The organism is Streptomyces sp. NPDC059853, assembly GCF_042731495.1.
Lineage (GTDB): Bacteria > Actinomycetota > Actinomycetes > Streptomycetales > Streptomycetaceae > Streptomyces.
This window is the reverse complement of the sequence record NZ_JBHWJL010000077.1, coordinates 1-19,406: the sequence shown is the minus strand read 5'-3', so window position 1 is coordinate 19,406 and position 19,406 is coordinate 1. Positions and strand designations below refer to the sequence as shown.

The 19,406-nt window shown below is 72.6% G+C and carries 19 protein-coding genes; 9 read left to right on the top strand and 10 right to left on the bottom strand.

Going from position 1 to position 19,406, the window contains the following annotated elements:
• Both ACFV5N_RS11385 and ACFV5N_RS11380 read right to left on the bottom strand, forming a co-directional pair.
• Positions 1 to 596 (bottom strand): GlxA family transcriptional regulator (locus ACFV5N_RS11385; RefSeq protein ID WP_385597270.1); only part of this gene is annotated, 596 nt, incomplete at its 3' end.
• A gap of 318 nt (positions 597 to 914) precedes the next feature.
• Entirely contained in the window at positions 915 to 1,526 is a 612-nt protein-coding gene (locus ACFV5N_RS11380; protein ID WP_385597267.1) for a hypothetical protein, read from the bottom strand.
• Between the two features lie 129 nt (positions 1,527 to 1,655).
• Between ACFV5N_RS11380 and hemL the strand changes: the two genes are divergently transcribed.
• The 6 genes from hemL to ccsB all read left to right on the top strand — a co-directional run bounded on the left by hemL (position 1,656) and on the right by ccsB (position 8,068).
• Positions 1,656 to 2,966: a glutamate-1-semialdehyde 2,1-aminomutase gene (gene hemL / locus ACFV5N_RS11375; protein WP_385597264.1), complete on the top strand. Its 1,311-nt coding sequence runs from the start codon at positions 1,656 to 1,658 to the stop codon at positions 2,964 to 2,966.
• A 68-nt stretch (positions 2,967 to 3,034) separates the two neighbouring features.
• Positions 3,035 to 3,682, top strand: a complete 648-nt coding sequence (locus tag ACFV5N_RS11370; RefSeq protein ID WP_385597272.1) for a histidine phosphatase family protein — start codon at positions 3,035 to 3,037, stop codon at positions 3,680 to 3,682.
• A 115-nt stretch (positions 3,683 to 3,797) separates the two neighbouring features.
• Positions 3,798 to 4,424, top strand: coding sequence for a TlpA family protein disulfide reductase (locus ACFV5N_RS11365; RefSeq protein ID WP_385597262.1), 627 nt, complete (start codon positions 3,798 to 3,800; stop codon positions 4,422 to 4,424).
• Positions 4,425 to 4,431: 7 nt separating this feature from the next.
• Positions 4,432 to 5,202: a cytochrome c biogenesis protein CcdA gene (locus tag ACFV5N_RS11360; protein ID WP_354340145.1), complete on the top strand. Its 771-nt coding sequence runs from the start codon at positions 4,432 to 4,434 to the stop codon at positions 5,200 to 5,202.
• A gap of 5 nt (positions 5,203 to 5,207) precedes the next feature.
• Complete coding sequence (locus ACFV5N_RS11355) at positions 5,208 to 6,977, top strand: cytochrome c biogenesis protein ResB (protein WP_385597259.1); 1,770 nt, start codon at positions 5,208 to 5,210, stop codon at positions 6,975 to 6,977.
• The gene (ccsB, locus tag ACFV5N_RS11350; protein ID WP_385597256.1) at positions 6,974 to 8,068 is read left to right on the top strand and encodes a c-type cytochrome biogenesis protein CcsB; all 1,095 of its coding nucleotides are present in this window, start codon (positions 6,974 to 6,976) and stop codon (positions 8,066 to 8,068) included. The genes ACFV5N_RS11355 and ccsB overlap by 4 nt, the downstream gene beginning before the upstream one ends.
• Before the next feature lie 42 nt (positions 8,069 to 8,110).
• Here ccsB and ACFV5N_RS11345 read toward each other — a convergent pair whose 3' ends face one another.
• Entirely contained in the window at positions 8,111 to 8,545 is a 435-nt protein-coding gene (locus tag ACFV5N_RS11345; RefSeq protein ID WP_385597254.1) for a PLD nuclease N-terminal domain-containing protein, read from the bottom strand.
• Positions 8,546 to 8,630: 85 nt separating this feature from the next.
• Between ACFV5N_RS11345 and ACFV5N_RS11340 the strand changes: the two genes are divergently transcribed.
• Both ACFV5N_RS11340 and mqnP read left to right on the top strand, forming a co-directional pair.
• Entirely contained in the window at positions 8,631 to 10,082 is a 1,452-nt protein-coding gene (locus ACFV5N_RS11340; RefSeq protein WP_385597251.1) for a menaquinone biosynthesis decarboxylase, read from the top strand.
• Positions 10,079 to 11,005: a menaquinone biosynthesis prenyltransferase MqnP gene (gene mqnP / locus ACFV5N_RS11335; protein WP_385597248.1), complete on the top strand. Its 927-nt coding sequence runs from the start codon at positions 10,079 to 10,081 to the stop codon at positions 11,003 to 11,005. The genes ACFV5N_RS11340 and mqnP overlap by 4 nt, the downstream gene beginning before the upstream one ends.
• A 36-nt stretch (positions 11,006 to 11,041) precedes the next feature.
• On the opposite strand, the gene ACFV5N_RS11330 is transcribed toward mqnP, so the two are convergent.
• Both ACFV5N_RS11330 and ACFV5N_RS11325 read right to left on the bottom strand, forming a co-directional pair.
• Positions 11,042 to 11,272, bottom strand: a complete 231-nt coding sequence (locus tag ACFV5N_RS11330) for a DUF397 domain-containing protein (protein WP_019431849.1) — start codon at positions 11,270 to 11,272, stop codon at positions 11,042 to 11,044.
• A 129-nt stretch (positions 11,273 to 11,401) separates the two neighbouring features.
• Positions 11,402 to 13,369, bottom strand: coding sequence for a BTAD domain-containing putative transcriptional regulator (locus ACFV5N_RS11325; protein ID WP_385597246.1), 1,968 nt, complete (start codon positions 13,367 to 13,369; stop codon positions 11,402 to 11,404).
• Positions 13,370 to 13,955: 586 nt separating this feature from the next.
• Between ACFV5N_RS11325 and ACFV5N_RS11320 the strand changes: the two genes are divergently transcribed.
• Positions 13,956 to 14,636 (top strand): sigma-70 family RNA polymerase sigma factor, encoded by a 681-nt coding sequence (locus tag ACFV5N_RS11320; RefSeq protein WP_385597243.1) that lies wholly within the window; start codon positions 13,956 to 13,958, stop codon positions 14,634 to 14,636.
• A gap of 61 nt (positions 14,637 to 14,697) precedes the next feature.
• Here the strand turns inward: ACFV5N_RS11320 and fabI are convergent, their stop codons facing one another.
• From fabI to ACFV5N_RS11295, 5 genes are all read right to left on the bottom strand, one after another.
• A complete protein-coding gene (gene fabI, locus ACFV5N_RS11315; RefSeq protein WP_385597240.1) occupies positions 14,698 to 15,465 on the bottom strand; it encodes an enoyl-ACP reductase FabI in 768 nt (255 codons plus the stop codon).
• Positions 15,466 to 15,484: 19 nt separating this feature from the next.
• Positions 15,485 to 16,195, bottom strand: a complete 711-nt coding sequence (fabG, locus tag ACFV5N_RS11310; protein ID WP_385597237.1) for a 3-oxoacyl-ACP reductase FabG — start codon at positions 16,193 to 16,195, stop codon at positions 15,485 to 15,487.
• A 38-nt stretch (positions 16,196 to 16,233) separates the two neighbouring features.
• On the bottom strand, positions 16,234 to 17,034 hold the full coding sequence (locus ACFV5N_RS11305; RefSeq protein WP_385597234.1) for a GNAT family N-acetyltransferase: 801 nt from the start codon (positions 17,032 to 17,034) through the stop codon (positions 16,234 to 16,236).
• A 46-nt stretch (positions 17,035 to 17,080) separates the two neighbouring features.
• A complete protein-coding gene (locus tag ACFV5N_RS11300; protein WP_385597231.1) occupies positions 17,081 to 17,836 on the bottom strand; it encodes an SDR family NAD(P)-dependent oxidoreductase in 756 nt (251 codons plus the stop codon).
• Between the two features lie 145 nt (positions 17,837 to 17,981).
• Positions 17,982 to 19,220 carry an aminotransferase class I/II-fold pyridoxal phosphate-dependent enzyme gene (locus ACFV5N_RS11295; protein WP_385597229.1) on the bottom strand — a complete coding sequence of 413 codons (1,239 nt, stop codon included), beginning with the start codon at positions 19,218 to 19,220 and terminating at the stop codon, positions 17,982 to 17,984.
• Positions 19,221 to 19,406: the final 186 nt, after the last annotated feature.

Genomic DNA, 19,406 nt, shown 5'->3' with positions numbered 1-19,406 from the left:
ACGATGAACTGCGCCTGCCCGCCCTCGCGTTCCAGCGGCATGACGGACAGCCGGGCGGCGTCGGCGGCGACCGCCGAGCCGTAGTCGCGGCGGATCAGGTGCAGGCACAGATCGAGCCCGGCGGCGGCCCCGGCCGAGGTGAGGAACTGCCCGTTGTCCACGTACAGGACGTCCGGGTCCACCTCCACGGCCGGGTGGCGCTCGGCCAGCGCCCCGGCCGCCAGCCAGTGGGTGGTGGCGCGCAGGCCGTCGAGGAGGCCGGTGGCCGCCAGCGGGAAGGTGCCCGAGCAGATGGAGGCGATCCGGGTGCCCCGGGCCGCCGCGTCCCGCAGCGCGTCCCGGACGGCGGGCGGGAGCGGGGCGGCGGGGTCGGCGGTGCCGGGCACGATCACCGTGTCGGCGTCCCGCAGCCCCTCCAGCCCCGAGGGGGCGCGCAGCGTGAAGGCGCCCGCGTCCACCTCGGCGTGCTCGGCGCACACCCGGACCCGGTAGCCGGGCCGCCCGTCGGGCAGCCGGGTGCGGGCGAAGACCTCCAGCGGGGTGGACAGATCGAACGGGATCACCTGGTCCAGGGCGAGTACGGCGACGGTGTGCATGGCCAGAACGTACCGCGCCGCCGGTTCCGTACTGCCGCCGTGGGAGTGGAGAACGGGGCATCGGGCCAGGTGGGGCGGCTTGTGGGGCGGCTGGCGGTTATCCGTCGGTGGGTGGCACTCCTGCCACGGGCCGGTGTTCCGGCCGCCGCCCGGCGCCGGGGCCGTATCGGGTTCGGGCCCTCGGTGAGGAAGTGCTTCGGCCCGCTCGACGCCGGCCCCCTTCGAGGTGCCGCACGCCGGTGCCGCCGCGTCCGGGGGCGCGCCGGGCGTGGCCGGGAGATGGTCAGCGGCGTGAGCCGGAGGCCCGGCCCGGGCGGCTCAGGGCCAGACCAGGCAGTACGGCTGGTGGCCGGCCTCGTGCAGCCGCCGGGAGAAGTCCTGCCACTCGTTGAGCAGCCGGTAGACGCCGAACGCGTCGGTGGGCCCGCGCCGGTCGGGCACCGTGGACCAGATGAACGCCGCGGCGCCCACCGTCTCGTCGCCGATGGCGCGCAGCGGGTCCACGGCGGTGGTGGGCAGCTTCACCACGGCGTAGTCGGGGTGGAGCACCACCAGTTCCAGCGGCGGGACGCGGTGCAGCGGGATGCCCTCGATGCCGGTGAGCACCATGGCGGCCATGGTCTCCGGCTTGATGCGGGTGAACATGCCCTGCCCCAGCTCGTCGCCGCCCAGCTCCTCCGGGCGCATCGAGAGCGGGACGCGGGCGGCGGTGGCGCCGTCCGGGGCGCCGAAGTACTTGTAGGTCACCGCCAGCCGGCCCCCGCCCAGCCGGATCTCGCTGTCCGCCGGGCCGGCGGCGCCGCCGGGACCGCCGGTGCCGGGAGTGCCGCCGGTCTCGCCCTTGCGGCGGTGCCGGCCCCGGCGCGAACGCGGGCGCGGGGCAGGTTCGGGCCCGAGGTCTCCCTCGCCCGGTCCGCCTCCGCGCTGCATGCCACCGCCCCGCCTCGGCGCGGTCCCCGCCGCGCAATCCGATCATCGTCTCAGAAGGGACCTCCCCCGACAGGCGCTCGCGAAACGCCCGAACGCACAGCTGTCTGAGGGCTCTGCCACCATGGAACGGTGACGCACACCTCTGAGGCCACCCCAGTTTCGCAGACACTCTTCTCCCGTGCAGCCCGCGTGACCCCCGGCGGCGTGAACTCTCCGGTGCGGGCCTTCGGCGCGGTGGGCGGAGTGCCCCGGTTCATGGCGTCCGGTACCGGTCCGTACGTCACGGACGCCGACGGCCGCGAGTACGTCGATCTGGTGTGCTCCTGGGGGCCGATGATCCTCGGCCACGCCCACCCGGCCGTCGTCGACGCCGTTCAGGCCGCCGTCGCCCGGGGCACCTCCTTCGGCACGCCCACCGAGGGCGAGGTCGCGCTCGCCGAGGAGATCGTGGACCGCGTCACCCCGGTGGAGCGGGTACGGCTGGTCTCCTCCGGCACCGAGGCCACCATGTCGGCGATCCGGCTGGCCCGCGGCTTCACCGGCCGGGAGAAGATCATCAAGTTCGCCGGCTGCTACCACGGCCACGTGGACGCGCTGCTCGCCCAGGCCGGGTCCGGCGTCGCCACCTTCGGGCTGCCCGACACCCCCGGCGTCACCGGCGCCGCCGCCGGCGAGACGGTGGTCCTCCCGTACAACGACCTCGACGCGGTACGCGCCGCCTTCGCCCGCCACCCCGGCGAGATCGCCTGCGTCATCACCGAGGCCGCCGCCGGCAACATGGGCGTCGTCCCGCCGCTGCCCGGCTTCAACCAGGGCCTGAAGGACCTGTGCGCCGAGCACGGCGCGCTGTACATCTCCGACGAGGTGATGACCGGCTTCCGGGTCAGCCGCCAGGGGTGGTTCGGCCTGGACGGGGTAACACCCGATCTGATGACCTTCGGCAAGGTGATGGGCGGCGGCTTCCCCGCCGCCGCCTTCGGCGGGCGCGCCGATGTGATGGAGAAGCTCGCCCCGGCGGGCCCCGTCTACCAGGCGGGCACCCTCTCCGGGAACCCGGTGGCCACCGCCGCCGGCCTCGCCCAGCTGCGGCTGCTGGACGACGCCGCCTACGCCACGGTCGACGACGCTGCCGCCAAAGTACGGGCGATGGTCACCGCCGCGCTCACCGAGCAGGGCGTCCCGCACACCATCCAGTCGGCGGGCAGCATGTTCTCCGTCTTCTTCACCGAGGCGGCCGTCCCCGACTACGCCGCCGCCCGCCGCCAGCAGACGTTCCGCTTCACCGCCTTCTTCCACGCCATGCTCGCGGCCGGGGTGTACCTCCCGCCGTCCGCCTTCGAGGCGTGGTTCCTCTCCACGGCCCACGACGACCGCGCGCTGGAACGGATCGCCGACGCGCTGCCCGCCGCCGCCCGGGCCGCGGCCGAGGCCACCGAGTAACCGAGAGCAGCGAGGAGTACGTACCAGTGAGCAGCGCGACCGGCACCGAGCGCACCACCGTCCACGTGATGCGGCACGGCGAGGTGCACAACCCCGACGGACTGCTCTACGGGCGGCTCCCCGGTTACCACCTGTCCGCCCTGGGCGAGCGCATGGCCGAGACGGTCGCCGAGGCCCTGGCCGGGCGCGACATCACCCACGTCGTCGCCTCCCCGCTGGAGCGCGCCCAGGAGACCGCCGAGCCGGTCGCCAAGGCGCACGGACTGCCGGTGGCCACCGACGGGCGGCTGATCGAGGCCGCCAACGTCTTCCAGGGCAAGAGCTTCGGCGTCGGCGACGGCTCGCTGCGCCACCCCGGCAACTGGCGGCACCTGCGCAACCCGTTCCGCCCGTCGTGGGGCGAGCCGTACGTCGAGCAGGTGGTGCGGATGAAGAGCGCCCTGGACGCCGCCCGGGACGCCGCGCGCGGCCACGAGGCGGTGTGCGTCAGCCACCAGCTGCCCATCTGGATCCTGCGCAGCTACGTGGAGCACCGCAGGCTGTGGCACGACCCGCGCAAGCGGCAGTGCACGCTGGCCTCGCTCACCAGCTTCACCTACGAGGACGACCGGATCGTCTCGGTGCGCTACTGGGAGCCGGCGCTCGACCTGGTACCGGCCCACCTGCGGGCCGGCGCCAAGCCGAAGAAGGGCGCCTCCAAGAGCGTCGGCGCCTGAGCCGCACCGCCCCACCCGGCCCCCTGTCCCGAGGCGTTTGCCCAGCTCAACGGGGCTGTATTCGGGACAAGGGGGGCGCGGAAGATCGCCTCGGGGCGCATGGGAAACTTTTCACATGATCGAGAGCCGCGTGTCCCCGCGCCGACGCCGGGCCCTGAGGACGGGCGTCGCCGTCCTGTCCCTGGCCGCCGTTCTCACCGCCTGCTCCGGATCCTCGGCCGGGCCGTCCGGCGGCAACAGCAACATCGTCCAGGGCACCGGCCAGATCACCCACGTCCCGGCCGGCGAACGCCAGCCGCTGCCCGCGCTGAGCGGCGAGACCACCGAGGGCGGGGAACTCGACCTCGCCGACTACCGGGGCGAGATCCTGGTGCTGAACGTGTGGGGCTCCTGGTGCGCGCCCTGCCGCGCCGAGGCGCCCAACCTCGTCACCGTCGCCGAGGACCTGGCCGATGACGGGGTGCGGTTCGTCGGCATCAACACCCGCGACCTGGACGCCGCCAACGCCCGCTCCTTCGACGAACGGTTCGGCGTCCCGTACCCGAGCCTGTACGACCCGAGCGGCAAGCTGCTGCTCCAGTTCCCCAAGGGCAGCCTCAACCCGCAGGCCATCCCCTCCACCCTGGTCGTCGACCCGGAGGGCAACATCGCCGCCCGCGCGCTGAAGCCGCTGACCGAGGAGGAACTGCGCTCGGCCATCGAGCCGGTGCTGGCCGAGGCCGCCGGTACCACCGAGAAGTGACGGCGCGATGTCCTTGCACACTCTCGCCGCCGTCACGGACGGCAACGAGACGATACTGACCGGGGCGCTGCTGCTGGCCATACCGGTGGCCCTGTTCGGCGGCCTCGTCTCCTTCTTCTCCCCCTGCGTGCTGCCGCTGGTCCCCGGCTACCTCTCCTACGTCACTGGGGCGGGCGGCGCCGACCTGAAGGACGCGCGGCGCGGCCGGATGTTCCTGGGCACCCTGCTGTTCGTCCTCGGCTTCACGCTCGTCTTCGTCTCCACCGGCGCGCTGTTCGGCGAGTTCGGCCGCACCCTGCTGGAACACCGCGAGATCATCAACAAGATCGCGGGCGCCCTCATCGTCGTCATGGGCCTGCTGTTCATGGGGCTGCTGCCGCGGCTGTCCGGACGCCAGTTCAAGCTGCCCGTCAAGCCCGGCGCCGGGCTCGCCGGCGCCCCGCTGCTGGGCGCCGTGTTCGGCATCGGCTGGACCCCCTGCATCGGCCCGACCCTCGCCTCCGTGCAGTTCCTCGCCCTGAACGAGGCCACCGCCGGGCGCGGCGCGCTCCTGACCGTCTTCTACTGCCTGGGCCTGGGACTGCCGTTCATCCTCGCGGCCCTCTTCTTCCGCCGCGCCCTGGGCGCCTTCGCCTGGTTCAAGCGGCACTATGTGGCCGTGATGCGGGTCGGCGGACTGCTGATGATCGTCACCGGCGTCCTGCTGTTCACCGGCACCTGGGACCGGCTGGTGTACGACCTCCAGGTGTGGTCCTCCGAGTTCGACGTTTGGATCTGAACGACATGGCCAGCGACAACGTGCACGACGGTCGCGCCGCCCGGGACGCAGGCGACGAGGCCGCCGCGGGCGCCGGGCTCTCCACCGCCCCGGCGCAGGAGGACGAGACACCGGCCGGGGCCGGCGGCGAGCGCGCGGGCGGTACCGCCCAACCCGGCTCGTTCGGCGGGGTGCGCCGCCCGGGCGCCGCCGGCACGGCCGGCTGGCTGGCCCGCGAGGTGACCGGCTGGTCCCGCTGGGCCTGGCGCCAGCTGACCTCGATGCGGGTCGCGCTGATCCTGCTGTTCCTGCTCGCGCTCGGCGCCATCCCCGGCTCGCTCATCCCGCAGAGCGACGCCAACGCCCTCCTGGTCGAGGAGTTCAAGGCCGACAACGAGCTGCTGGGCCGGGTCTACGAACGGCTCCAGCTGTTCGACGTGTACAGCTCGGTGTGGTTCTCCGCGATCTACATCCTGCTGTTCGTCTCGCTCATCGGCTGCATCGTCCCGCGCACCTGGCAGTTCGCCGGCCAGCTGCGCGGCCGTCCGCCGCGCGCCCCGCGCCGGCTGGACCGGATGCCCGCCTACACCACCTGGCGCACCGGCGCCGACCCCGAGCAGGTGCTCGGCGCGGCCCAGCGGGTGCTGAGGCGGCGGTGGTTCCGCACCGCCCCGGGCGAGGGCTCGGTCGCCGCCGAGAAGGGCTATCTGCGCGAGGCCGGCAATCTCCTCTTCCACATCTCGCTGATCGTGATGCTGGTCGCCTTCGGCACCAGCCAGCTGTTCTACTCCGAGGGCGGCAAGCTGGTGGTGGAGGGCGACGGCTTCTCCAACACCCTGCCGCAGTACGACGACTTCTCCTCCGGCACGCTCTTCGACGTCGACCACGACCTCGACCCGTTCGGGTTCACGCTGAAGGAGTTCACCGCCGAGTTCTCCCGCGAGGGCCCCGACCTCGGCACCCCCACCGTCTTCCGCGCCGACATCACCTACTGGACCGCGGACGGCACCGAGACCGACGCCACCGTCCAGCCCAACCAGCCGGTGGTCATCGGCGACTCCAAGATCTATCTGCTCGGCCACGGCTTCGCCCCCGTCATCACCGTCACCGACGGCCAGGGCCGCACCGCCTACTCCGGCCCGGTGCCGTTCCTGCCGCAGGACACCGCCCTCACCTCCACCGGCGTGGTGAAGGTGACCGACTACCTCGACGAGAACGGCGACCCCGAACAGCTCGGCTTCCAGGGCTTCTTCAACCCCAGCTACGCCATCGACGAGGTACGCGGCCCGCACTCCACCTTCCCGGACCCCGATCTGCCGGTCCTCACCCTGACCGCCTACCACGGCGACCTCGGCCTGGACTCCGGCATCCCGCAGAACGTCTACCAGCTCAACACCCGCAAGCTGGAGCAGTTCACGGACGAGGACGGCGAGCCGTTCCGCTTCGATCTGCTGCCCGGGGAGTCCATCGACCTGCCCGACGGCAAGGGCACGATCAGCTACGAGGGGTACGAGCGCTGGGCCACCTTCAAGATCAGCACCAAGACCGGTAACGGCTGGGCCCTCACCGGCGCCCTGGCCGCCGTGGCGGGCCTGGCCGGCTCGCTGCTGCTCCAGCGCCGCCGGGTGTGGGTGCGGGCCACCACCGACGACGCGGGGCACACCGTGGTGGAGCTGGCCTCGCTCGGCCGTACCGAGTCGGCGCGCATCCCCGAGGAACTCGCCGCCCTCGCCGCCGCCCTCCAGCCGGACGCCCCCATGATTCCCGAGTCCTCCGATCAAGGAGCGCGCGCATGAATCTCGCCATGAGCGAGGAACTCGCCGACCTCAGCAACTATCTGATCTACTCCGCGATGGCCGTCTACACCCTGGCCTTCGTCGCGCACATCGCCGAGTGGCTGTTCGGCAGCCGCAGCAAGGTGGCCCGCACGGCGGCGGCCCTCACCGCCGACGACCGGGCCGTACCGGCGCAGCGCGGCGCGGACACCATCAGCGTGACGGTGCGCGGCAAGGGCGGCACCGACGTCCTGGAGCGTCCCGCGGTCGTCACCCGCTCCGCCAGCCCCCAGCGCGACGCCGTGCCGGACGGTCCCGGCGCCGCCGCCGGGGACGAGAAGGGCGACCTGTACGGGCGGATCGCCCTGTCGCTGACGGTCCTGGCCTTCCTCATGCACCTGGCGGCCGTCGTGGTGCGGACCGTGGCCGTGGAGCGGGCCCCGTGGGCCAACATGTACGAGTTCTCCACCTCGTTCTCGATGACGGTGGTGGCCGCCTATCTGCTGTTCCTGCTGGCGAAGAAGAACGTGGCCTGGCTGGGCCTGCCGCTGGTCGCCACCGTGCTGCTGGACCTGGGCCTGGCGGTGGCGGTGCTCTACACCGACAGCACCCAGCTGGTCCCGGCGCTCGACTCGGTGTGGCTGATCATCCATGTCGCGCTCGCCATCGGCTGCGGCGCGCTCATGTACGTGGCGGTGGTCGCCACCGTGCTGTTCCTGTTCCGGGACTCCTACGAGAACAAGCTCGCCTCGGGCGGCACCCCGGGGAAGCTGGCGACCTCCGTGCTGGAGCGGCTGCCGTCCTCGGTGTCGCTGGACAAGTTCTCCTACCGGATCACCGCCGCCGTGTTCCCGGTGTGGACCTTCACCATCATCGCGGGCGCCATCTGGGCGGAGAACGCCTGGGGCCGCTACTGGGGCTGGGACCCCAAGGAGGTGTGGGCCTTCATCACCTGGGTGGCGTACGCGGCCTACCTGCACGCCCGCGCCACGGCCGGCTGGAAGGGCCGGCGGGCCGCCTACCTCGGGATCGCCGGCTTCGTGTGCTACCTGATCAACTACTACGGCGTGAACATGTTCGTGAACAGCCTGCACTCGTACTCGGGGCTGTGAGCCGGGGCCGCGCCCCGGCCTGACGACCGGGGCCGCCGGAGACTACTTCGCGGGGGGATCCTGCGGGCCGCCGCTCTCGTCCGGGTTCCGGTCCTGCTGGCGCAGGTCCTCCTCGCGGCGCCGCAGGTCCTCCTCCCAGCTCTCCAGCAGCTCCTTGTCCTTCGCGTTCTCCTCGCGCTGCTTCTCGTCGTTCAGCGAGCGCAGGAAGTCCGGGTTGTCGTCCGGGGCGACCCAGCCGCCCCCGCCGCCGGAGCGGCGCCCGAACGCGGGACCGCTGCCCGTGGCACCGGCGGCCGCGCCGCGCTGCCGGCCGACGAAGATCCAGGCGATCGGGCCGATGATCCAGGCGAAGACGATCAGCAGGATCCAGATCAGCTTGGGGAGGTGCCTGACCTCCTCGTCCTTGGTGCTGATGCAGTCCACCAGGGCGTAGATGGCAAGGGCGAGCGGTACCAGATACATCAGTACCCTGAGCATGATCGTCCCCCTGGGGAAGTGTGACCGGGCCGGGGCGGGGCCCCCTGACTAAGGCCAGGGTAATGCGTCGGCAATACTGAGGCGCATGGCATACGACGACCTGCGCGCGCTGCTGAAGGCCCTGGAGAAGGACGGGGAGCTGAAGCGGGTGACCGCGCGGGTCGATCCGCACCTCGAAGTGGGGGAGATCACCGACCGCGTCAACAAGGCGGGCGGCCCCGCGCTGCTGTTCGAGAACGTCAAGGGCTCGGCGATGCCGCTGGCCATGAACGTGTACGGCACGGACCGGCGGCTGTTGAAGGCGCTCGGCCTGACCTCCTACGACGAGATCGGCGAGAAGATCGGCGGGCTGCTGAAGCCGGAGCTGCCGCACGGTTTCACCGGGGTGCGCGAAGCGTTCGGCAAGCTCGGCTCGATGACGCACGTGCCGCCGAAGAAGGTGAAGAGCGGCCCGGTGCAGGAGGTCGTGCTCAAGGGCGACCAGGTGGACCTGGAGGCGCTGCCCGCGCTCTTCACCTGGCCGGAGGACGGCGGCTCCTTCTTCAACCTCGGCCTCACCCACACCAAGGACCCGGTCAGCGGGGTGCGCAATCTGGGCCTCTACCGGCTCCAGCGGCACGACAAGCGCACCATCGGCATGCACTGGCAGATCCACAAGGACAGCCGCAACCACTACCAGGTCGCCGCGCGGCGCGGGGAGCGGCTGCCGGTGGCGATCGCCTTCGGCTGCCCGCCGGCCGTGACGTACGCCTCCACCGCGCCGCTGCCCGGTGACATCGACGAGTACCTGTTCGCGGGCTTCCTCCAGGGCAAGCGGGTGGAGATGGTGGACTGCGCCACCGTGCCGCTCCAGGTGCCGGCGCATGCCGAGGTCGTCCTGGAGGGCTGGCTGGAGCCGGGCGAGATGCTCCCGGAGGGCCCGTTCGGCGACCACACCGGCTTCTACACCCCGCAGGAGCCCTTCCCGGCGCTGACCATCGACTGCGTGACGATGCGGAAGAAGCCGCTGTTCCAGTCGATCGTGGTGGGCCGCCCGCCGACCGAGGACGGGCCGCTGGGGCGGGCGACGGAACGCTTCTTCCTGCCGCTGCTGAAGATCATCATCCCGGACATCGTGGACTACCACCTGCCGGAGGCGGGCGGCTTCCACAACTGCGCGATCATCTCGATCGACAAGAAGTACCCCAAACACGCGCAGAAGGTGATGTCCGCGGTCTGGGGCGCGCACATGATGTCCCTGACGAAGCTGATCATCGTGGTCGACTCCGACTGCGATGTGCACGACCTGCACGAAGTGGCGTGGCGGGCCCTGGGCAACACCGACTACGCCCGGGACCTGCTGCTCACCGAGGGGCCCGTCGACCACCTGGACCACGCCTCGTACCAGCAGTTCTGGGGCGGCAAGGCCGGTATCGACGCCACCGCGAAGTGGCCCGAGGAGGGCTACACCCGCGACGGCGGCTGGCCGCAGATGGTCGTCTCGGACCCGGATACGGCGGCCCTGGTGGACCGCCGGTGGAAGGAATACGGCCTGTGACCGCTCTCCCCGCATCGGCGTCCCAGCCCGCCCCCCAGGCGATGCCGGGGCGGCTGCGCGCGTTCCTGAACGTGGTGATGTTCGAGCACTCGGTCTTCGCGCTGCCCTTCGCGTACACCGCCTCCCTGACGGCGATGTTCCTGGCGGAGGGCCGGCGGGTGGAGTGGGGGACGCTCGGACTGGTCACGGCGGCGATGGTGGGGCTGCGGTCGTTCGCGATGGCGGCGAACCGGATCATCGACCGCGAGATCGACGCGCGCAACCCCCGCACCCGGGGCCGGGAGATGGTCACCGGCGCCCTCTCGGTCCGCGCCGGCTGGGTGGGCGCCGCGCTCACCCTGGTGCTCTTCCTGGGCGCCGCCGCCCTGCTGAACCCGCTGTGCCTGGTGCTGGCGCCGGTCGCGGTGGTGCCGATGGTGGTCTACCCGTACGGCAAGCGCTTCACCGACGTCCCGCACGCCATCCTGGGCCTCGCCCAGGCGGCCGGCCCGGTCGGCGCCTGGCTCGCGGTGACCGGCAGCTGGTCCTGGGAGGCGGTACTGCTCGGCCTCGCGGTGGGCATCTGGATCGGCGGCTTCGACCTGATCTACGCCTGCCAGGACGTCACCACGGACCGCGCCCAGGGCGTACGGTCCTTCCCCGCCCGCTTCGGCGTGGCCGCCGCCCTGCGCACGGCGCGTGCCTGCCACGCGGTGACGATGGCCCTGCTGATCTGGTACGCGGCGGCCACGGACGCCGGCCCCTGGCTGTGGACCGGCCTCGCGGTGGTGGCGGGCGCCTTCGTCTACGAGCACTCCCTGGTGAAGCCGGACGACCTCTCCCGCCTGAACCGGGCCTTCTTCACGGTCAACGGCTTCGTGGGCATCGCCCTGTTCGCCTTCGCCCTCACCGACCTGCTGGTGCGCGGCCTGACCATCTTCTGACGGTCGGGCGGCCGGGTAGGTGCGGAACCGGTCACCTCACCTGGGGGAATCCTCGACGAAGTGATCGAACTCGTTGTTCCGCACGCCGAGGACGAACGCGTCCCACTTGGCGCGGGTCGTCGTCACGATCTTCTCCGGCTCGTCGGTCTGCCGGATGTGGATGAGGTCCCCGTCCCCGGCGGCCACCTCGAAGCAGTGCTCGTCGCTGCCGTCCTCCACCTCGGCCCTGATCCAGTCCAGATGATCGAGACTGCGGTTCTCCGCCATGGCGGCCCCTCCTGAATGTCACCTGAGCGGTACTCACGGTACCGGGCGGGGCAGCGGCGGTCGACGCCGCCCGGCCGCTCCCCGGCACGGGGCGGGGCTCACGGCCGGGGGGCGGGGCCGCACCCGGTCTCAGGTGCCGGTGTCCAGCTGTCCGGTGGCCGGGGGGAACGTGCCCGGGTACCGGGTGAGCCGGGTCCGGGCCGCGCGGCGGTCGGCGTGGCTGTCATGACGGAGCGTCAGTTCCGCAGCGTAGGCGCGGATGAGGCCGGACAGGACGTACCGGTCGGGGCGCTGCACGCTGACGAGGTGCTGCCGGGTCAGTTCCATCAGCAGCGGCTGCACCTGCGCCATGGTCAGCCCCGCCAGGCTGGCGGCCGCCCGCGCGGAGATCCAGGCCGTGCCGGAGAGCGAGAGCAGGCGGAACAGGCGTGCCGCGTCCGGGCTGAGCACCCGGTAGGACCAGGAGAGCACGGTCCGCAGGTCGGTGTGGGCGTCGGCCCCGGTGAACAGGTCCAGGCTTCCCCGCGTGCGGTGGAGTTCGTCCGCGATGTGGGGCAGCGCGTGGTTGGGGCGGGTCTGCGCGACGGTGGCGACGATGGCCAGCGCCAGCGGCAGCCGCCCGCAGAGGTCGATGATGTCGCGCACCGCTTCGGGGTGGGCGTCGGTCTGGTCCGCGCCGAGGCGCCGGGCCAGGGCCTGGCGGGCCTCCTCCGGGGAGAAGGCGCCCAGGGTCAGCGGGCGGACGTCGTGCGTGACGATCAGGCCGGGCAGCTGGGCGCGGCTGGTCACCAGGGCCATGGAACCGGGCGTGCTCGGCAGCAGCGGCCTGAGCTGGCTCTCGTCGAGCCCGTTGTCCAGCACGACCAGCACCCGGCGGCGGGCGAGCAGGCTGCGGAACATGGCGATCTTGGCGTCGAGACCGGCCGGGACGCGGGCCGGCGGCACCTCGAAGGCGCCGAGGAAGTCCTCCAGGGCGTCGGCCGGGTCCAGGGGCCGGCCGGACTGGTCGTAGCCGCGCAGATTGACGAAGAGCTGCCCGTCCGGGAAGGTGTCGGCGGCCCGGTGCGACCAGTGGACCGCGAGCGCGGTCTTCCCGGTGCCGGCCGCCCCGTCGATCAGGACGGCGCGCGGGGTCGTTCCCGCCTGTTCCTCGTCGACGCAGGCCCGCAGCTCGGCCAGTTCGGCCGACCGGCCGACGAAGGTGGACAGTCCGGCGGGGAGTTGCGCGGGCCGGGAGATGACCTCCAGCGGGCCGCGCCGGGGTATGCGCCCCGCCGGTCGGGGGCTCGCGGCCCAGGACGGTTTGCCGGGCGCCGGGTGCGGCAGCCGGAGGTCGTGCTCCAGGATCGCCTGGTGCGTGCCGCGCAGTTCGGGACCGGGGTCGACGCCGAGTTCCTCGCCGAGGCGGCGGCGTATGTCGTCGAAGCGCCGCAAGGCGTCGGCGGGACGGCCGGAGAGATAGAGGGACCGGAGTAAGAGGTTCCAGGCCCTCTCCCGCAGCGGGTGCCGGGCGGTCAGGTCCTCGGCGACCAGCACCGCCTGCTCGAACTCCCCCTCGTGCAGCAGCGCGTCGGTCCGCAGCTCGACCGCTTGGAGGCGCAGTTCCGTCAGCCGGGCGGACTCGCGCATCGCGAACCCGTGGTGTTCCACGTCCGCCAGCGCCGTACCGCGCCACAGGGCCAGCGCCCGGTCGACCTCCGCACGCGCGTCCGTCGCCCGGCCTTCGGCGAGCAGTTGCCGGGCGTCCACGACCAACCGCTCGAAGCGCGCGGTGTCGCGGACATTCTCGGGCAGCAAAAGGGCATAGCCTGTGGACTCCCGGGCAAGTACCGTATGGTCCGTCCGGCGGCTGCGCGGGGGTTCGAGGACATCGCGCAGTCTGCTCACATGGGCGTACAGGGTCGCCACCGCGCTGGGCGGAGGCCGTCCCTGCCAGACGTCCTCGCACAGCACATCCACCGGAACGGAGCGGCTGTTCTCCAGGAGCAGCCGGATCAGCAGGACGCGCCGCAGGGGTGGCCCGAGGTGGAGATCCCGCCCGCTCCGGCGGACGGCCAGGGGACCGAGCATGGAGACCTGCAAGTCGACTTCTACCACCAGGCGGCTTTCCAATCCCCCCCGCTGAGGACGTCCCGTCCGCCGTTGAACTGGGGGCACGGTCGTTGATCATGCTAGTCCGTCGGCGTGCGGTTCCGGCTTGGCGCGCTGGGCGTCCCGGCCGGGCACGGGGCGGGCTCCGGGCCGGTCCCGTCGGCGGCCTCCTCAGGCTCTCCGGGCAGCACGCGCCCCGTGCGCAAGTATGCGGCAAGTGAGCCACAAACGGGCGGCAAGTCGCGGGTGAGATGGTCGCACTGTCCTCGCCGGTCCTCCGCGCGCGAAAACCGGAGAACCGGTCCCGTTGCCGGGCGGTGACCACATGCCGTCATGTGTCCGTCCGGCCATGACGAACCGTCGCCCGTCCATTCGTGGGGCGACGGAATAGCGCCTTGTCCGCATGCGAACGTCCCTCCACGTCCCGACAGTTTCCGGCCGTCCCGGACGGTGCATTCCGCCGGCGGCCGGGATCCCCCTGTACAGCGCACGGAACCACCCTTTCCTTTTCCCCGGGCACGTCGGGTTCCGCACCCCGTGTCCGAGCAGTGGCCAGGGACATCCGACGGTAGAAGCATCTAGGGAGCTCTTCGTGGCGACGCGCCCCCCCGTACAGGCAGAGAGGCATTCCGACGGTCACCGCAAGGCCGGCACCGTTTTCCTGAGGAGACCGCGCGATGTCCGGCGGGACTCCGGGATCGCCGAGCCCGGCCGGGAGCCCGGCCCGGGGTCTTCCGTCCAGTTGTCGTCCGAGCAGTGGCTCGTCCACCGCGCCGAGATCGTCCAGTACGTCAGGCATCTGCTGGACGGTGACCTCCACACGGCCGAGGACGTGGCCCAGGAGACGGCCATCCGGTTATGGCTCCATCCCGAGGTACTGGAGTCCGGGCGGTCACTGACGCCGTGGCTGCGGACCGTGGCCCGCAACATCGTGGTCGACCGGCACCGCCGGGTCCGCGCGCGGCCGGCCGAGGTGAATCTCGCCACGGAACTGGATATGGAGGGCCCGCAGGCCACCGTCAGCAATGTCCTGGACGGGCACCGGGCATTCGAGGCGATCGAATCGGAGACGGTTGTCGAGGACATGCTGTCGTGCCTGTCGCCGAAGCACCGCGCCGCGGTACTCGCGGTCTATGTCCAGGGCCATCATGTGAACGAGGTGGCGGCCATGCTGGGTATTCCGCCCGGCACCGTGAAATCCCGTTGCCATAAAGCGATACGACAGCTCCAGCAGGTGTTCCGGGTCGGGGAGACATCCCGGATGGCGGCGTAGCACCATCGCGCGGAAAGGCCGGATTCCCCTGCCGCGCGGGGGAATCCGCCCGGAAAGGGGGCTACGCGCCGACGGCGTGGAAGCCGCCGTCCGCCCACACCACGGACCCGGTCGTGGCGGGCAGCCAGTCGGACAGCAGCGCGCACACCGACCTGCCCACCGGTCCCGCGTCATCGGTCCGCCATCCGAGCGGGGCCCGGGCCCCCCACTCCCTTTCGAGGTCCCCGGAGCCGGGGATGGAGGTGGCGGCCACGGTCCTGACCGGACCGGCGGCCACCAGGTTGACCCGGATCCCCCGGGGGCCCAGCTCCTTGGCGAGGTACCGGGTGACGGACTCAAGACCGGCCTTGGCGACCCCCATCCAGTTGTAGTCGGGCCAGGCCTGCCGCGCGTCGAAGTCCATCCCCACCACGGAGGCGCGTGCGCTCAGCAGCGGAAGCACGGCGCGGGTCAGCGACATGAACGAGTAGGCGGAGACCTGGACGGTGGTGGCGACGTCCTCCCACGGCGCGTCCAGGAAGGGGCCGCCGAGGCAGGACGGCGGGGCGAACCCGATCGAGTGCACCACGCCGTCCAGGCCGGACACGTGTTCGGATACCCGGCCGGCCAGTGCGTCCAGGTGCCCGGGGTCGGTGACATCCAGTTCGATCACCGGGGCCGGGGCGGGCAGCCGCCTGGCGACCCGTTCGACCAGGCTGAGCCGGCCGAATCCGGTGAGCACCACCTCGGCGCCCTGCTCCTGGGCGACGCGGGCCACGTGGAACGCGAGCGAGGCGTCCGTGAGCACGCCGGTGATCAGCAGTCGTTTGCCGTCGAGCAGTCCGGTCACGATCTCTCCCTTTGCTGACTCAGTGGCCCATGCCGAGGCCGCCGTCGACCGGCAGGACCGCGCCGGTGATGTAGCCGGCCGTCCCGGAGGCGAGGAAGGTGGCCGCCGCGGCGACGTCCGCGGGGTCCGCGGCCCGGCCCAGCGGGACCTGGCGCAGGATGTCCCGCTTGCGCGTCTCCGGCAGGGCCTCGGTCATCGCGGTGGCGACGAACCCGGGGCTGATGACGTTCGAGGTGATGGCCCGGCTGCCGAGTTCCCGGGCCAGCGACCGGGCGAAGCCGACGAGGCCGGCCTTGCTCGCCGCGTAGTTCGCCTGGCCCTCGCCCCCGGAGAGGCCCACCTCGGAGGCGATGAAGATCAGCCGGCCCCAGCGGTTGCGGAGCATGCCGCGTGCGGCGCGCCGGGCGACGCGGAAGGAGCCCGTCAGATTGGCGTCCAGGACGCGGGTGAACTGTTCCTCGCCCATCCTCAGCAGCAAGGAGTCGTCGGTGATGCCCGCGTTGGACACCAGGACCTCGACCGGGCCGTGCGCCTCCTCGACCGCGGTGAACGCCGCGTCGACCCGCGCGGAGTCGGTCACGTCGCAGGTGACGCCCAGGATCCCGTGCGGCAGCCGCGGGTGCGCGCCGCGGTGGGTCACCGCCACCTTGTGTCCCTGCTCGGCGAAGCGGCGCGCGATCGCGAGCCCGATGCCGCGGTTGCCGCCGGTGACCAGTACCGACCGTGCCACGTGCGCTCCTCCTTTCCCCCGATGGGTCGGGCCGGCCCTCACCGGGGTGCCGTGGATACGTAACAGGTGCCGTGGAACGCGTGCCGGTAGCCGAGCGTCCGGTACCACTGCTCCACCCCGGTCCCGGCTTCCACCTGGAGGAACAGGGAGGTGGCACCCGCGCCGGAGGCGCGGTCCGCGCACGCGTCCAGCAGCGCGCGGCCCACCCCCCGGCGGCGGGCACCGGCCACCGTGCCGACCGCGTAGACACCGGCGTAGGAGCCGGAGACCAGGACGACGGCGACGCCCACGGCCCGCCCGCCGGACACGGCGAGCAGATGGAACTTCGCGTCCTCGGGGCCGCTGGTGTCGAAGCTGCGGGCGAGGGCCCGGACATGGCTCTCCTCCAGCGGCCCGTACAGTTCCACGGCGTCCTCGCTGGAGTAGGCCGCGGAGAACGCGGCGAGGAACGCGTCCCGCTGCTCCCGGCCGACGCTCCGTACCCCGACCCCGGGCGTGCCCCCGGTGCCCGGTGGGCCGGCCTCGCGCAGCATCCAGGAGTCGCGGGCGTGCGGGGCGAAGCCGGCCGGTCCGTCCGCCGCGGCGGGGGAGAGGGGTGTCGTGTACAGGGCGGGCCGGCGGGCGCGCTCGCGCCAGGTGCCGGTGAGCGCGGCGAGGCCGGCCCGGGTGCTGCCGCCGTCGCCGTCGCCGTCGGGACAGAAGTAGTTGTAGTAGGGGTCCGTGATGAGATCGCTCAGCACCAGGTCCCCGTGGGCGGTCGTGCGCCGCTCGGTGCAGAAGGTGCTGAGCAGGAAGCCGTGGTGCAGTCCGAGCAGGGTACGGATCTCGGAGTTCTTCAAGCGGTCCTCCCGGAACGGTGGTGCGCGGGGCGGGGGCGGGGCGCGTTCACTCCGGGTCGGCCATCTTGATCCACTCCCCGCCGTCGGCGACGACGGCCTCCCCGGTGATGAAGCTGGCCTTCGGCGAGGCCAGGAAGGCGATCACCTCCGCGATCTCGGCGGGCTCGGCGACGCGCCCGAGGAAGTTGCCGTCCTCCGGGCCCCCGGGCCGGCCGATCTGCTCGAAGTACGCGACGGCCGGCGGGGTCCTGACCCAGCCGGGCAGCACCGCGTTGACCCGGATGCCGAACGCGGCCAGATCGGCGGCGGCGTGCTTGGTGAACGCGACCAGGCCCGCCTTCGACACCCCGTAGGGCGCCGTCTGGGGGGTCGCCTGGATCGCGCTGATCGACGCCACGTGCACCACGGTGCCCCGGGTCCGCCGCAGCGCGGGTACGGCGGCGACGGTCGTCGCGATCGGCCCCATCAGGTTGGTGCCCAGGACGTGTTCCCAGGCGGCGGTCGGCAGTTCGGCCAGCGGGCCGGGTTCGCCGACCACCCCGTGCGCGTTCACCAGCACATCGAGCCGGCCGAACGCGGACACCACCTCGGCCACCGCCGCCGCGGCCTCCTCCCAGGAGGACAGGTCCGCGCGCACGGCGTGCGCGCCGGGGAGCGCGCGGGCGGCGTCGTCCAGCCGCCCCCGGTCGCGCCCGCACACCGCGACGGCGTGCCCGCGTTCGCTCAGCAGCCGGGCGGTGGCCAGCCCGATGCCGCTGGTTCCGCCGGTGACCAGGGCCACCGGGGTGTCCGACGATGCCATGAAGTCCTCCTGGCTCCCCGCCCGGGGAGCGGTCGGGTGCGCGGCGCGCACAGCGGGGTCCGGGGCGCCCGGCACACCACGGGACCGGCCGGGGAGCGGTCCCCGGCGGCGGCGCGGCGGTGTGCGCGGGCCGGTTCCGGGAACGTCACAGGCCCAGGCGGCGGCGGTAGGCCGCGAGGGTGCGGAGGAACCCGTCGACCTGCTCCTCGGTGTGGCCGGCGTGCGGGATCAGCCGCAGCAGCGCCTGCTTGCGGGGGACCGCCGGATAGCAGAACACCGGCACGAGGTAGCCGTCCTCGATGAACCACTCCCGCATCGTCATGGCGGCGTCGTCGTCGCCGATCGGGACCGAGAGCATGTAGGACGCGGCCGGGGTGGTCGGCATGCCCATCTCGTGCATGGCGGCCCGCATCCGGTCGGCCCGCGCCAGATAGCCGTCGACGATCGACGGGTCGTCCGCCAGGGCCTCGATGGTGCGCGCGGCGACATGCGCGGTGGGCGGCTGGATGGCCGCGGTGAACATCGAGGTGCCGGAGAGCACTTCGAAGGCGTCGATGGCGTGGGCCGGCCCGGCCAGCGCACCGCCCTCCAGACCGACCGCCTTGGACAGCGAGACCATGACGAAGTCGGCCCGCTCCCGGATCGCGGCGTACTCGGCGGCGAACGGCCGGTGGGCGGGCCCGTACAGCATGAAGCCGTTCGCGTCGTCGACCATGCTGATCGCGCCGTGCCGGTCGCACGCGTCCAGCAGGTCCATCACCGGCGCCATCGAGCCGTCGGCCGAGTAGACGCTCTCGATGATCACCACGACCTTCTGCGACCGGACGCGGCCCAGGACCCGGGCCAGGTCGGCGACGTCGTTGTGCCGGAAGGCGTGCACGGAGCGCCCGTACCCGAGACCTTCGACGGCCTTCCAGATGCTCCAGTGGGAGTCCCGGTCGAGGACGAAGACGGTGTCGCGGTTGTGGACCTGGAGGGCGTCGTCGAACCGGGCGGAGTGGCTCATCGCGTGCACGAAGCCGACGTTGGCCAGCAGCCCGGTCGCGAAGGTGATGGCCCGCTCCTTGCCGGTCCGGCGGGCGATGGACTCCTCCAGCACCTGGTGCGGGCGGCAGATCCCCTGGGTCATCCGGGAACCGCCGGTGGTCAGGCCGTAGGTGCGGGCCGCTTCGGTGAACGCGTCGGTCAGCGAGAGGCGCTTGTCCAGGTCGAGGAAGTTGATGCTCGCGAAGTTCACCAGCTCGCGGCCGTCGCGGACGATCGTGGGCCCGACGACGCCGTCGATCACCGGCGGCCGGGAGACCGTCTCGTGGCCGCTCGCGTCGACGAACTCCGCGAACGACCACGGCGCGAGGCGGTCGGCGGGGGGAGAGGTACGGGTCATGGTGTGCTGTCTCCTGGGACGGGACGGGACGGGACGGTGCGGGGGAGAGGGAGGGGCCGCGGCGGTGGCGGGGGCCGCGCGGGGGCCCGCCCGGCCCCCCCGCCCCCGGTGACCCCGCGGGGACGACGGGGGGGGGCCCCGGTAGAGGGACCCCCGGGGGAGACCGGCCGGGGCAGAGGGACGGCC